Below are 13,916 nucleotides of genomic sequence, written 5' to 3'. Positions count from 1 at the left end.
CAATAAATTAAGCCTTATACTGGCTTAAGGATTTTATCAAAACAAGATTTCATTAAATTGAAAACAAGTTATCACTTAACGGTATGCTTTGAGACGCATGGCGACTAAAACGATACTTCGATCACATTTTTGTACGTGCCTAAACCTACTCATTAGTAGTTCTGCCTCTGATCAAGTATCGATGAAGCAGGTGCGATAAGCTGAAATTTAATGAATTAAATTTTATTGACGCAAATAGTTTAATTTACTAAATTAAAGCCACACTAGGCGAGACGATTAAGGGGTTAAAGATGGGAAAGCAAACAAGAAAGGCTTTAAGTGCAATTCAGGCAGCACTGGAAGAGCAGGCGAGTGAAATTGCTCAGCACGATACTCGACTCGACCGACTTGAGAAGATTGTTGATACGCAGGCTAAAGAAATTGCTGCTCTTGAAAGAGGAGTGATGGAAATGCGTAACCAGTCTATTAAAGCAGCTGTTGGCGGCGGGATTCCTACAAAAATTGTTGCTCAAGCTCACAATGTAACACCTGGCCGAATCTCCCAGATCGCCCCACGTAAACCGCGTACTTCTTCATAAATTAGAAAACTGATTTCTTTCAAAGCCGCTTATGCGGCTTTATTTTTAATTTCTGCTCACCGCCTAAACCTTGAAGTAATTCCGTCCATATGTTAGATGCGCGGAGTGCATGGGAGGCGTTCAACGCCGGAAGCCCGCAGCGACAACGAGGACTCAGAAGGTTTTACGGCCTCAGCCGTAAATCTCCCCCCTGCAAAGTCGGGGTAGGGTCAGTCTGTCCGGGGTCAGTTTGGATATCGAAAATTATTGTACGTTAAGGTTGTTTTTTAACCACCCAGATGTGAGAAAACCTGGTTCTAATGTCTTGATGATCAATGCTGAGAGCGCCGCTCAAACGATCTCAAGAAGAGCCTGAATTCTTAATCGTAGTAGTGTAGGTTTTATCAAAGCGCCCACCCGTCGGTACATTAGTATCAAACATTACCCGTGTTCATCGATGAAGCCAGCTTCAGAACGTCTGTCCGGGAACATCAGAGTGTAGCTGTAACGGCTCGCAATAGGTCATCCCTGATAGCAGGGAAATCTCGTCAGCAAGCAAACGCCACTCGTCCCTGTCATCTGGTTTGACTCAGGTTTTTCGACTATTGTATTGCAATTGTTATCTGGGAATTTTTGCTCAGTGAGCACTGAAGTAGCACTGCCGTATCAAGAGCATTTGCGGAAATGGGCAATAAAAGCCGTCGGATGAAAATGCCACATCCTGCTTGTACTGATGTTCGTCCGTGTCAAAACACAGCGCCGAAGCATGACTTTTCAGCCGGTCAAAGTCTTCTTCTGACATGGCAGGGGCATCGTCAGCTCTCATTTTAAGCCAGTCATAGCGCTGGTCAAAGGTGAACATATTCAATTCCAGCGGAAAAATATCAAGCAGACCCATTTTTAAACGACGAACGACCAGACGCCTTTTGGTACCCGGTCGTATAGACGATTCATCACCAGCTCAGCAAGTCGGTGATCGGCTGCCCCCCAGAAAACGGCCAGCTCCGCATCACTTAGCTCGTAGTATTTCTTCTCGATGATTTTCTCAAGAGATTCGCGTTCGGTTATACGACGCAGTTTGAAAAGCCAGTCTTTTTTTGTCATTTCCATATTCTTTCATGCAACGATAGATGCAGTTTTCACTCAACGTTCCTGACGATAAGTTGCCAGTTATCGTCTTTACTGACCGCCTCCCAGCCACAGCTTCTGAGCAATGCGTTCAGTCCTTCCATTTGCCCGCCAATTCTTACCGCAACAGGGTGTAACTGCTTTCCATCACTGCTGAAACCGGCATCAAGGGCGCTTTTGAGCACAAAAATGCTGTTAACACCTGGGTTAATCCTGACCTGCTGCCGCCCGCACCATTGCTTATCGTCCAGTACGTGATACACCCAGTCATGCTGAGTGGCCAGTTCGAGGGCATAGGTCAGACGGAAAAGGTCGTTCTGCTCACGTAGTTCTCCGGTACAGGAGCGCCAGAGATAATCAAGCTTGTGGCGTAATCGCGCCCTGACTCCCTGGGTTCTCCCCTGGTTCAATATCCAGTCAATATCCACAGCGACTTCGCGTGAAAATCGACGTTGTTTTTTGGCCTGAGCAAACCAGCGGGTAATGAAGAGGTTTTCCTGGGATTCAGAACAGACAGTGCCATCCTCCCGGGCGGTATGAAGGGCTATCAGGGCACACCATGCGAGATGCCCTGTTTTGTTCGCGTCTTTCATAAGCAAATTGCCGGCAGAATTAATGATTTCAATAGTATAACCCGGATACTTTAACGTCTCACCGGCAAAAATTCTGATTAAACCCGCGTAATTTCAGTAAATTCAGGCGTACTCAGGATGTCCGTAATTTTTGACAGTGCGTCCATGACTTCCGCTTTATCACAGGCCATCAGCAAATCCATTGCCAGGATTTCAAGGCGGGAAGTGCTGGTCATCTGTCCCAGCATACCGGCGTGCATGGCCAGCGTCTGGCGTCCTAATTTTGAAGGTTTAGCACCATCGTCGATAAACAGGGACAGTATTGCCTGCTGAGCATCGTCTTCGAGCCTGGAGTAATCACGTTCGCGCAAGACTTTTAAAGAGTAATTGAGCGTTTTTTCCATTGTTTCTATATCCACAACCACCTCGCATTATTAGTTTTTCATCATACCTCTCACTATAAAGCCATACATATATAAAGGGTAAACAACCCAAAGGCATCTGCAATTTTGTGATGCCCGAAGGGCATGGGAGCGAAGCGATACGACCGCGCAGTATTGCGCGGGGTTTTTCTTTTCCGACTCCGGGGTGAGTGGATCTCTTTACTTAAGTCTTCTTACAAAGGACAGCTACGCTAGCACCCCCTCCTCCCTGCCAGGCTAAACCCCGCTGACAGCAACACTGCACTTTCAGTGCGCGGTCGGAGTGGTCACAGCAAGGCGAAGCCGCAGCTGTGGCGTATCTCCGCGTTAGCGGCCCTTTGGGGCGCTTACGAGCGTGTACTCAAATCTTACAGCAACATTACTGACAGCAATAAAGAAATCTAGTTACAACATCCATTATTAAAAGCGATGGTGTTCCGGGCCTTCGGCCCGGGCGCGCTCGCTTTTCAGTGGTGGGTCACGGCTCAGATGTTGCCGCTGTGCACGGTTTATCGTGGGTTGAGAGGGGCATAAGGTCGCTGATCTGCTCTGCAGTTTCCTTAATGAAATTTAGAGTGTTGTAACTAATAAAATTCCGGGGCCCGTCGCGTAGCGATGGGAGCTACATAAGGTTCTTATTGAACCGGCGCGGACTAAGTCCGCTGCAAGAACGAGCATTGTCAGGAGGCTGTCCACAGCTCAGGTGACGAATAGGCTCTGTATTTATAAGAAATAAAGATTATGTATTTAAAAGAAGTACAGAGCAGGTTTTTAAAGGAAACCACGCACCCTGTAACAAGTCCGCGTGGCACATTGTGAACACTGCGGTTGTAACCCTATGGAAAGTTCCCTTGCAGTTATATGTTAACAACTGAATTAAGCGTCAGATACAGAAACCTGCAATGTAGTTTCTGGCTATTCAAATGCCTGGAGGTGGCTTTTAGGATTAAGAAAATGGGCGTTTAGCTCAGATAACAAGCAGCACTTGCCAACAGACGTGCGAAATTCTCCGGCGTCGGCCGGATTTTTCAATAAGGAGGGTTATATGGGGACGGTAGCAAGGCGTGTGTAGTTGTTTCCGCGCGACATCAGCATACGCTCTGTCACGCGCCGTTCCACCTCTCGCTTCATGGCATCAATACCGCCGGTAAATCGTCCGCTTGCGTATTCCCGCGTAAGCTGCTGCTTCACCAGAGTCACAATGTCCTTACGGGTTTTGTTCGCATCACGACGTGCACGGGCGCGTTTCAGGCCATGCTGCTTACGTTCGGACTGGTAGCTGCGGAACCGTTCGCGCACAAACCGCCAGGCCTTCGCTATCAGCTCGTCCATCTCAAGCGGCTTCAGATTTTGCTTTTTGCGCTGTTTATTTTCCCATTCAACACGGCTGCGACGGGCAGCCACCACGGCAACATCAGAGATGTCGAGCGCGGAGAACAGTGCAGGCGTTAAAGTGATATCGGTCGGGATATTGCAGCCAATCAGCGGATCATATTCAGTCTGGTAGGTAATAAGCCCCAGCTCCGCCATAAACTTTAGCGCCCGAGTGGCGCGAGTGATGGACAGATTGCCACTTTTTGACTCTGTGGCCAGACCGCATTCGATAGCCAGGTTGGTGATGGAACGCTGAACACGGTTGGCCAGCGGATCATAGTGGAAACACAACCCCTGCAGCAGCGCATCAATGGCGCGGCGGCGCAGCACCGGAGGCATGCGATGACGCTTCCCTAGCGACCGTACGAAGGCCACATGAATGGAAAAATCGAAACGGGACGTGAAGCCTTCGGCTTTCGCCATCAGTTTACGGCAGAACGGCAGCGTCTTTTTCCCCATCCGCGGCGTGAATACCGGATTCGGATTTTTAACCTGTGAATAATGGTTTTGAAGGAGATCAGTCATGTCCTCCTCCAACACTATTGCTCCTACGGGCGGCGGTTAGCTCATCTGATCCGACACGTAAAGTTTCGAACATATCTGGTCTGAACCAGATGGCTCCGCCCTCAAAAGCGATGAGATTAAGAACATTATCAAGAGTCTTGAGCGCTCTCCAGACACGGGTATATGAAAACCTACTACAAGCCGCAAGCTGTTTAACAGATAAGTTAACTTTGTTTGTATCAGGGATATAGTGGGCGCACATTACCTGTACGAGGGAAACATAAACACTAACCATCGACACGCTGATTTTGTTTTTTCGTTTACCATGTACTGTTGCAAGCAAACCTCTGATGAAGATCAGATCTTTGAAAGAGTCAAACTGGGCTCTTTTCTGGAGAAGGCTGCAGAATGGGTGAGCATACTCGCTGGAATCAATATGAAGATCTGATTCAGTGCTCTTCGCTATTAGTGAATGGAAACAGATGTGTTCCCCGGCATCGAACTGACTCCAGTGCAACGATGGCTTGTTCTTCTCAGCCACATCTTCCTGCTCTTACAATACACGGAAGGAGTCGGCACAGAATCTGATCTTGAACTTTTCTGAGCACGCAAATATACTCCCTGCATAGCCTGATTGATGGCTATACAGTTTTGAGTGGGCCCCGGTAATCTTCTGCGTCGCCAAACATAGAGAGATTATCGGGGTTCTTGCTTTTCTGGTTCCGGGTTGACACCTCTTCAGAACCAGTTCCCTGCCACCTTACGGCGTGGCCGGCCAAAAAATCACGAGCGATCAGTAATCTAGCACTCAAAACAATCGCAATCAAGATTGTGAAGTCTTGATGTTTCTGATTTATCGCTCAGCCAGTTCTCGTTCCAGCAGCGTCTCAATGAACTCTGCCTGAGTCAGGCCTTCCGCTTCACAGACCTCAAGCATTCGGTCTTTTAGTGCTTTACGAACAAAAACCTTAATTTCTTTATGCGTTTCACGTTTGCGAGCCACTGAGGCAAGCTGTCTTTCACTTGCAGTCAATGGCTGGCCTTTACGGTACGAGCGCTTAGGTTTCGCTGAGGAAGTTTCTACATTAGCGGCCTGTGACATCTCTGCCCCCTCAAGGATCAAAAAAGGATCATTTTGCAGAGATTACTACAGCTTACGCTATTGAGCGAATGCTTATTTCGGGGGACCCTGTGCCTGTTGGCGCAGGCGCGGGTCAGCAGATCCTGACTGTACGGATAAATTTGTCGTTAAGGTTCAGTTTGTTAGCATTTCCCCATGGAAGCGCTCTCGTTTTTCGCCGCCTTCGCCGCCAAATGACCTGAAACCTGCCTGATCAACTGAGTGAGATTGCGGTCACTGATCAGCGGTATGCCCGCCTGTCTCAGCACCTCTTCCAGCAGGATGTCACGCCGGACTCTCCGCTGTTTCAGGTGTGACGCATCATCCAGCTCAACCGCCGCCACTATCCGGAAGCTCTCCCTGTCCACGATCACAACATCGCAGTGCCACTGGGATGCCATCCGGAACAGTTGCCACCACGTGGCGGAACGTTCCGGGATATCCGGCGTGATACGCGCAATATCGGCCACCCTGACCTGGGGACACAGTCGCCAGCGGCGCTCATCCACCTGCTGAGACAACCTGCGCAGAAAATGCTGCTCCCTCGCTGTCATCAGCGTTTCAGCCGACTCCCAGACCTGCCGCTTACAGAGCAGATACTCTGCAGGCCCGGGCTTAATCCCGTTCAGCCTGAGCGCCGCCAGTACGGGATGACCGCGCCCTTTGACGGCCCGCACGAGCCGGACAATCGCGATTTCAAGACCAAACACCACAACCGACAACACCACAAATACCGCTATGACGGACCTATCCACAACCACTCACTCCTTAAACATTCCTGCCCGGAACGTTCAGGTTGAGGCGGAGCGCAGCAACGCGAGCACCGAACACCCTGAACGCGACGGGGAGGCATCACTCTCCGAACGTCTTCTCCAGGCTGTGCTCCTGTTCAGGAACCCATTCCCGCTCCTGCTGCTGCAGACGATGTGTCACATCATGCCCTGATTTACCGCCCAGCTCAGCGGCTACCTGCTCGATGGCCTGCTGTATTTTGTGGTCAGCAATATCCACACGAATATCAGGTGTCTGCTTTTCCCCGGGGACTATATTTACCAGGTCTGATTTCTGTATGAATCCGAAAAGTGGGTCCTGTTGAAGTTCCTGCGCAACCTGGCGTACGGCATGTTCTGAATCTGTGTGACCCGTTACATCCTTCTCTGGCAAGAGGGGGAGCGGCTCCTCTTCCGTGACCGGCACCACCACGGGCTCACTCTCTTCAACCCTGCCCCCCGTCAAACGCTGTGCATTCAGCAGCGACTCATCGCCCTCCAGGCGGATGATCACCCCGCTCTCCGGATTCTCACGCGCCAGCTGCAGCGCCTGTGCAAAATCGTCAGCCTGCAGCGTTTCGCCGTTCCGGCTGGACTGCAGACCCGCAAACCGTGCGTCTTCCGCCCCCATCAGCCGGTGCTCATCGCCCAGCTGCAGACGGCGTCCCTCGTCACTGAGGCGGATCTCCGTCAGCAGCACGCCGCGCTCTTTGCCGTACTGGTTCCAGACGGGTAGCGCCATATAGGGCGCCGGATATTTCTTTCCTGGCGCAATAAAGCTGGCCAACGTCTCGCCTGCCAGCTGTGCGGTATTCAGTACCTGACGACCGAGGCCGGTTTTCTCCAGCGACACCGCATTTTCCAGCAACCAGCTGGCGGTCCCGGCCCTCACATCACTCTGCTGATGCAGCATGTCATGTGCTGTCAGGCGCTTCTCTGCGCCTTCAATCCGCTTCACCCAGCCCGCCGTATCGTCGGTATAGGTCTGCATATGCGTCACCGCGCGTGACAATGTCACGTACCAGGACTCCATCGAGGCCATCATTTTGCGTCCGCCCTCGATGCCGGCGAGGCCGATAACAAGCTTCGCACTTGCCCCCTGGGAGCCGTTGACCGTGACGGCATAGGCCAGGTCAATATGCCGGTCGGCATCCTCCGCATCCGGATACAGCAGCTTTTCCTGCCCGTCGCGACCAAAGCGGATACCGCCGTTCTCTGCAAACCCCACCACCGTCCAGACATCGTTGGCCACGTAGCCCCGGTCCGTGTCGGTGCGGTTGAACAAGACCTTATCCCCCTCGCTGACGGCAAGCGTTCGGGTTTCATAGACGGAGATATCCTGCGCGGTGTTCTCCTGGGGTGAAATCATGATTTCATGACCATCCCGGTCGCGGAAATACACCACACCGTTTTTCGTATCGGTACCGGTGATGGTGTAGTACTGCTGGTTCAGCATTACCGTCCTGCCGGTATACTGCGCAAAACCGTCAGCCGAGCGCAGCGTATTCTCTGGCACCCGCACGGGAGACAGCACGGACAGATGTCGCTCCTCCTGCCCGATATCACCGTCTTCCCGGCGCGCCTGGTGGATACCTTCATTGATGGCGCGGCGGTCGGCGTTCAGCTGCGCCACAACCAGCGTCTGCTCCTGCGCCTCGCGGGTGCGACCGCGCCAGTCGCTGACGATAGCCTCTATGGCACTCGCAGGCCCTGTCCTGACATCATCTGACGCTTCGGCAGGCATCTCCCGGGCAGCACCGTCTTCAGGCTTTTCGCGCTTAAACTCCATCACTGACTGCTCAGGCACCCAGGCTCCGGCTTTACGCGGCACCATGGCCGGAGAGACGGCCTCCACTCGCTCAAGGGATTCAGTGACCCTGCCGGCAATCACGCTCTCGACCGCCGGTCGCAGCTCGGGGGTCTGGCGAACAATCTCCTGCATGATGGCCACGTCAGCGGCGCTGCGCTGCTGCATCAGGCGGAACGGCGTGCCTGCCGCAATCGGCTGCAGCTGCGCTTCATCCCCGCTCGATACCATACGACCGTGACTGGCGGCGACAACCTGGTGCAGCTCGGCCATGTCACGGTTGCCTATCATTGAGCTTTCATCGGTGAGGAACAGGGTGTTGCTGAAATCAGGCTTCTCATCGCTTAGCAGCGCCTGTCGGTGTTCGCTGAGAAAGCTGGCCAGCGTCTGCGCCGGAACGCCCGCATCGCGCATCTCTTTCACCGCGCGGTGCGTCGGCCCCAGCCCGATAACGAACGGACGTTTGTCTTCCGGCAGCGTACCAATGACCCTCATCACCGCGCGGTACTGAGTGGTTTTCCCCACCCCGGCATACCCCTGCACACCCAGGAAACGGTCGGTACTTTCCAGTATCAGCTTCGTCGCCGCCGTCTGACCCTGCGTCAGCCCCTTCAGCACACCGGCAGGCACCGCTTCCATCAGCGGTGATACGGCGTCTTTCCCCTCCGCAATGGTCCGGATAACGGTTTTCTCCATCTCATACGCCACGCGCGGAACCAGCACATCGGTACCGGCGCCCGACACCACCGGCAGGTGTATCAGGTCCCCGCTTTCCGTCTGACGCTGAATTTCCGCACTGACGTCAGCAAACGGCACGCCCGATGACAGAGCGCGGGACAGCAGGTCCACACGGGACATCTGGATGTTACCGTTCTGCGCCAGCGGCACGGCCAGGCTGACGGCCTGTTCAGCCGGCGACATCAGCTGATCGCGTCGGGCCTCTACCGCACCGGATAAATCCGCAGCATCAACAGAATCCATAACCCGCTCGCTTGCCAGGCGTACCACCGGACTGGCCAGCACGCGCTTTTCCGCCCGCGACCGCTCAAGGGGAGTAAAGACATGAATCTCGCTGCCGCTGCGCGACAGCCGGGTGAGTGAATCTGCCGTCAGCCGCTGTCCGGGCAGCAGAGCCAGCACCTGACGGTCCGCGCTCACGCTGCTGCCCACGCTCTCAACATAGTCGTGTGACAGCTTCAGCGCGCGGGAGGTATCCAGCTCCACGCTGCGCTCGCCAGACTGCAGAACCAGTTTGCCCTCGTCGGTGGACTGCACGGTATAACGCTCACCGGCCTTAATACTGCCCTTCGCTTCGCGCCCCAGCGCGCGCAGCTCATCCCCCTGCGCCACGCTGAGCGTTTTCGCCCTGAACAGGCTCCAGCTGCCATCCAGTTTGCTGATTTTCTGCACCAGACGCTCACCGGCCTCAGAAACCAGCACCAGGGAGTTGGTTTTGTCCGCCACGCGGTCGATGCTGTAGCGGGTCATCTCGCGCTTCTCGCTGCTCCACTGCTCCATCACCATGCCCGGGCGGTAGTTATCGCGCTGTCGGCGGGTTTTGCTGTCCAGCCATACCGGCTCAATAACGCTGAGCTTCGTATCCACCGCACCAATCTCACCGGCATCGCGGCGCGCTTCACGGATGGCGTCGGTCAGCGTTTTCTGCTCCACGGGACCGTCAACCTGCGCCACCACGTCCCGGCCATTCCGCCCGGCCTCCACATACAGCCGGGCCACCTCACCGAAACGCGTCCGTTTATCCGGCTCGCTGACCAGCGTCACTTCCGGCTGCTTACCGCCGTAAAAGCGGTACTGCGGCACGTCGCTCTCCTTCAGTACAGACAGGGCATTGCCGGTACCGGCGCGGTTCTGCGCGTCCATAAAGACCACCTGCGCGTTCGCGCCCTGCCCTTTTTCCAGCACCAGAAGCGTCTCTTTCAGCGTCAGCTTTTCGGCCTGCTCGACAATCAGCGTGCTGTGCGCCGGAAACACAGTGTCTGCGTTCAGGCCCGTGCGGTGCATCAGGCGCCCTTCCAGCTGCGCATCCTGCGCCAGAAACGCGCCGCTGCGCCGGTCAGAGGCCAGCACCATCACCTCACGCCCCTGCTCGCGCGCCATCTGCGCCACGTCGGCGATGCGCTCACGCTGCGCCTGCGCACCGCCCTTGCCGGACATCAGCGCCAGCGGGCTGCGGTCCTGCGCCAGCACCGAAACGGCATCACCGGCGACATCCGTACGCTCAACACTGCGGTCGGGAAACACTTCCGTTCGCTGTTCACGCATCATCGTCTGCGCCAGCTGCTGCACGCTGAGTTCATTGAGAAGATGAATATCGGAGGTGAAGATGCCCTTTTCACGATCAAGGGGGATAAGGCGCTGCTGTTCGATGGCCTGGTCAATGCCCGCCCGCGCCTGCTCAAACACGCCAGAGACCGCCGGAAGGCGATTAATGGTTCCCGCCAGTAGCTCAGACATCGTGAACTGGACCTTTTTGTCCGACAGCGCCGAAACGGCTTCGCTCACGGCGAGGGCCACATCAGAGCCACGTGAAGGCGCATCGACCTGCACCTCACCGGTACTCACACGTTCAGCGGCATCCGCCATGTAGGACTGTGCGGAAAAGCCATGCTGTGCCGCCCGCGTCACCCAGCTTTTTACCAGCAAGTCTGCATCAGCCCAGGTTTTGGGCTTTCGGGTATCCAGTACCGCCACGTCGCGGGATTTAGCCGACGCATCCGGACCGACGGCGTTTTCGATGTCCTGGCTTCGCGTGGAAAAGGCTTCGACCGGCACATCCTTCAGCTCCCACAGGCCGTTTTTACCCGAATCCACCGTTTCATAACCCAGCGCATGCACTTCCTTACGCATCACCTGCAGGGCGATGTTGCCGATAGCCAGCTGATTGGCGTACACCATGTCCGCCGTACCGGTTTTGGTCTTCGTGTCGCTGGAAAGCGCCCGCCACTTTCCCTCAGCGAACGTAGCATTCAGCACCAGGGCGTGAATGTGATAGTGCGGATCGAGATTACGTGACGTGTCATGTGCGAACAGCGCGGCGACCATACTGTCTGTGGCGACCGTTTCCGTTTTTCCATCCACGGTTATACGGGCGCTCACCGTCTTTTCGACTTCCCGGATAGCGGTATCAACGCTGCGGTTCCAGGCATCGGCAAGCCGCTTGTCACCGCCCATCAGGATCATCATGGAGACCCCTTTCGGGGCGGAGAACGTCAGGTCGTACCCGGCACGGTGGGTATTTTTATCCCCTGACATACGGGAGAGGTCGCTGCCGTCGGGCAGTTTTCCGGCCATGACGGCATCAAGGGTTTTATTATCAACAGCCCCCTCCAGCCCCAGCTTTTCAGCGCCTTTTCCCAGCCAGCGGGACTCCAGCGAGCCGCTGACATAGTAGTTTTCTTCCTTGCCGTAATACCCGGCATCGCCCTTAATCGGTGAAACAGACAGCATCAGACGTACTCCCATTCTTTATCGCCGTGCTCCTGAGGGTGATTGATATTCACCTCCTCACGACGAACCTGCTCCTGCGTGTTGCCGGTCTGCTGCGCCCATGCTTCATAGGCGGCAAAATCAATGATTTCACCGTCTTCGCTCATGCCTGCTGGCACAGGGTGTTCCTGCTCCAGCTCCTGCTGGGTACCGCCACCCGCGCCCCCTGTCACCGCAGACGCAGTAACGGTCGATTCATCAGACTGGCTCGCAGAGGTTGCCGAAGCAATCACTGCCACCACAGGCTTCACGTCAGGTACGGGGTCAGCAGGCAGGCTGGTCGCCTCTGCAACGGCCGCAGGTGTTTCATCCGGGCTGAACAGGGCGTCCATCTGGCGGCGGTGTGCATCATCGCGAGTATCGATCTCGGTTTCGATGTCCTGGTCGAGGCTGGTTTTGAGGTCGCGCATCAGCAGCGCCTCTGCCCTCTTCGGCATCCCCTGGTACTTCATGTTCAGGCGCACCACGGGATAATCCCCGGGCAGCGTGACGAAGCACTCCAGGTCATTGAGCGACTGCACGTCGGAGTAGCTGACAATGTTGATACGCTCTTCGTCCTTGCCAAACGAGATACCGTCACGCACCTGCTCATGACCGAAGCTGGTCTGCTCGCTGAACGTTTTACGGCGGGTTTCACCAATATCCTCTTCCACGAACTTCGCCACCTTCGCGGACGGCGAGCGGAAGAAAAACTTGGTGTTGAGCAGGTCGAACATCCCCTCTGCAGCTTTCGGGCCGTAGGTCTCTTCCAGCTGCGCATAGGACTGGAAGCCCAGCACAAAGCAGCCGCCGAACTTACGCGCTTCCGCGATGATGCGCGGCAGGGTGGGAAGCTTGTGCAGCGAGGGGAGCTCGTCATAGAAGAACCAGACGCGGCGCTCGCGGTTCTCGCCCATCGCCAGCAGGCTGGTTGCCGCGATGCTGAGCCACATCGAGATCAGCGGCTTCAGGGATTCGTGGTGCTCTTCATCTGAGGTGATAAACAGCCAGCCGTTGTTGCTCTTGTCCGCCTGGCCCTTCATCCAGTCCCGGATGGTAAATTTTTCACGGCCCGGTTTATCGATGCCCTGCAGATAGCGCAGCGACTTCACATAGTTGGTGAGCACGCTTCGGATTGAGATGGCCGTCTTCTCGATTTTGCCGTCAACGAGCGTGGATGCGGGCGTTCCGGCCAGGTGCGCGCGCAGCTTATCGAGCGTGATGGCCAGCATGGTGCGCAGAAAGGAGTTGTAGGAACGGTCTTTGTCGCCGCGCATACGTTCGGCACCTTCAGCAAAGATTGTGCGGGCACTGCCCTGCCAGAACGGATCTTCCCCGGAGCTGGAGGGGATCAGCGTGGAGCTGACGTTCTCAAGTTCGGGCAGCGTGCGGCATTCCTCCCACATGTCCCAGTTGGGGCAGCGCTCGTCGAGAGCGTTGAGGACCTTGTCGCGGCTTTCATCGTAGAAGTCTTCGATAAAGGTGCAGCCCTTATCGTAGATGATAACCAGGTCGCCGCGCTCGCGCAGACGCCGCAGGATTTTGCGCATCAGGGTGGATTTACCGGAGCCGACGGTTCCGTGCATGGCGAAGTTCTGGATTTCCGCATCCTTCTTCAGCGCCAGGGCATCGATGCGAATATCGGACGCTTCACCGCGCTTTTTCATCTGCCGGGTCACGTCTTTCGGGTCGTCATTCAGGATACGGCCACCGATAACTTCATCCTCACTTTGCTTACGACCGGTCTGGCCTAAATACCAGTAGATGGCAAACGTCACGAAAAAGGCGACAAACAGCGTGGCGCAGCCGGCAATCGCCAGTTCCTGCTTCAGAAGCTGGCCGCAATACGTGGTATAGGCATCACTCAGTACCTGATCCGGCGTATAACGAAATGAATCCTCGTAATACCGGATGGTGAAAACCTCTTTCGTACCGGAGTTTTTCATAAACGGTGCAATCAGCTTCGCGGCAAAATAGATAATGCCGTTCATCAGGTTCTGCAGTGAAATACGAATAAATAAAATGGCCATCATCAGCAGGGCGCTGAACATAATGACGTAATACGAAATGATATTATTTATCTGCAGGAACATTTTCAGGCGCATAAAAGACACCTGTCCACCCTGCGTTAAATCGCGTGGATTGAAGCTCATAGAAGACCTGTATAAATTCTGAA

General features: G+C 54.9%; 12 protein-coding genes. 1 reads left to right on the top strand and 11 read right to left on the bottom strand.

Going from position 1 to position 13,916, the window contains the following annotated elements; translation table 11 throughout:
* Positions 1 to 290: 290 nt before the first annotated feature.
* The gene (locus ETG88_RS19660; protein ID WP_129036176.1) at positions 291 to 578 is read left to right on the top strand and encodes a hypothetical protein; all 288 of its coding nucleotides are present in this window, start codon (positions 291 to 293) and stop codon (positions 576 to 578) included.
* Between the two features lie 616 nt (positions 579 to 1,194).
* On the opposite strand, the gene ETG88_RS19655 is transcribed toward ETG88_RS19660, so the two are convergent.
* The 11 genes from ETG88_RS19655 to traD all read right to left on the bottom strand — a co-directional run bounded on the left by ETG88_RS19655 (position 1,195) and on the right by traD (position 13,893).
* On the bottom strand, positions 1,195 to 1,455 hold the full coding sequence (locus ETG88_RS19655) for a hypothetical protein (RefSeq protein ID WP_233446145.1): 261 nt from the start codon (positions 1,453 to 1,455) through the stop codon (positions 1,195 to 1,197).
* 2 nt (positions 1,456 to 1,457) lie between these two features.
* A complete protein-coding gene (gene hha, locus ETG88_RS19650; protein ID WP_164971826.1) occupies positions 1,458 to 1,661 on the bottom strand; it encodes a hemolysin expression modulator Hha in 204 nt (67 codons plus the stop codon).
* A gap of 35 nt (positions 1,662 to 1,696) precedes the next feature.
* The gene (locus ETG88_RS19645) at positions 1,697 to 2,278 is read right to left on the bottom strand and encodes a DUF2913 family protein (RefSeq protein WP_129036174.1); all 582 of its coding nucleotides are present in this window, start codon (positions 2,276 to 2,278) and stop codon (positions 1,697 to 1,699) included.
* Between the two features lie 77 nt (positions 2,279 to 2,355).
* Positions 2,356 to 2,661 (bottom strand): hypothetical protein, encoded by a 306-nt coding sequence (locus ETG88_RS19640; protein ID WP_129036173.1) that lies wholly within the window; start codon positions 2,659 to 2,661, stop codon positions 2,356 to 2,358.
* 1,059 nt (positions 2,662 to 3,720) lie between these two features.
* Positions 3,721 to 4,578 carry an incFII family plasmid replication initiator RepA gene (gene repA / locus ETG88_RS19635; RefSeq protein ID WP_164971824.1) on the bottom strand — a complete coding sequence of 286 codons (858 nt, stop codon included), beginning with the start codon at positions 4,576 to 4,578 and terminating at the stop codon, positions 3,721 to 3,723.
* Entirely contained in the window at positions 4,571 to 5,098 is a 528-nt protein-coding gene (locus ETG88_RS19630) for a hypothetical protein (protein WP_233446144.1), read from the bottom strand. The genes repA and ETG88_RS19630 overlap by 8 nt, the downstream gene beginning before the upstream one ends.
* Positions 5,091 to 5,165: a RepA leader peptide Tap gene (gene tap / locus ETG88_RS22610; RefSeq protein ID WP_350353891.1), complete on the bottom strand. Its 75-nt coding sequence runs from the start codon at positions 5,163 to 5,165 to the stop codon at positions 5,091 to 5,093. The genes ETG88_RS19630 and tap overlap by 8 nt, the downstream gene beginning before the upstream one ends.
* A gap of 245 nt (positions 5,166 to 5,410) precedes the next feature.
* On the bottom strand, positions 5,411 to 5,659 hold the full coding sequence (locus ETG88_RS19615) for a replication regulatory protein RepA (protein WP_129036172.1): 249 nt from the start codon (positions 5,657 to 5,659) through the stop codon (positions 5,411 to 5,413).
* A 161-nt stretch (positions 5,660 to 5,820) separates the two neighbouring features.
* Entirely contained in the window at positions 5,821 to 6,432 is a 612-nt protein-coding gene (locus ETG88_RS19610; RefSeq protein WP_420890805.1) for a DUF2726 domain-containing protein, read from the bottom strand.
* A 97-nt stretch (positions 6,433 to 6,529) separates the two neighbouring features.
* The gene (gene traI, locus ETG88_RS19605; protein WP_129036201.1) at positions 6,530 to 11,722 is read right to left on the bottom strand and encodes a conjugative transfer relaxase/helicase TraI; all 5,193 of its coding nucleotides are present in this window, start codon (positions 11,720 to 11,722) and stop codon (positions 6,530 to 6,532) included.
* Complete coding sequence (gene traD, locus ETG88_RS19600; RefSeq protein ID WP_129036171.1) at positions 11,722 to 13,893, bottom strand: type IV conjugative transfer system coupling protein TraD; 2,172 nt, start codon at positions 13,891 to 13,893, stop codon at positions 11,722 to 11,724. Before traD ends, traI begins: the two co-directional genes overlap by 1 nt.
* Positions 13,894 to 13,916: the final 23 nt, after the last annotated feature.

It is taken from the genome of Lelliottia nimipressuralis, assembly GCF_004115925.1.
In the GTDB taxonomy this organism is placed as follows: domain Bacteria; phylum Pseudomonadota; class Gammaproteobacteria; order Enterobacterales; family Enterobacteriaceae; genus Enterobacter; species Enterobacter nimipressuralis.
This window is presented reverse-complemented; position numbering and strand designations above follow the sequence as displayed.

Excerpts from the sequence above, each read along its gene's own strand:
- ETG88_RS19660 (WP_129036176.1), top strand. The coding sequence starts at position 291 with ATGGGAAAGCAAACAAGAAAGGCTTTAAGTGCAATTCAGGCAGCACTG.
- ETG88_RS19655 (WP_233446145.1), bottom strand. The coding sequence starts at position 1,455 with ATGGGTCTGCTTGATATTTTTCCGCTGGAATTGAATATGTTCACCTTT.
- hha (WP_164971826.1), bottom strand. The coding sequence starts at position 1,661 with ATGACAAAAAAAGACTGGCTTTTCAAACTGCGTCGTATAACCGAACGC.
- ETG88_RS19645 (WP_129036174.1), bottom strand. The coding sequence starts at position 2,278 with ATGAAAGACGCGAACAAAACAGGGCATCTCGCATGGTGTGCCCTGATA.
- ETG88_RS19640 (WP_129036173.1), bottom strand. The coding sequence starts at position 2,661 with ATGGAAAAAACGCTCAATTACTCTTTAAAAGTCTTGCGCGAACGTGAT.
- repA (WP_164971824.1), bottom strand. The coding sequence starts at position 4,578 with ATGACTGATCTCCTTCAAAACCATTATTCACAGGTTAAAAATCCGAAT.
- ETG88_RS19615 (WP_129036172.1), bottom strand. The coding sequence starts at position 5,659 with ATGTCACAGGCCGCTAATGTAGAAACTTCCTCAGCGAAACCTAAGCGC.
- traI (WP_129036201.1), bottom strand. The coding sequence starts at position 11,722 with ATGCTGTCTGTTTCACCGATTAAGGGCGATGCCGGGTATTACGGCAAG.
- traD (WP_129036171.1), bottom strand. The coding sequence starts at position 13,893 with ATGAGCTTCAATCCACGCGATTTAACGCAGGGTGGACAGGTGTCTTTT.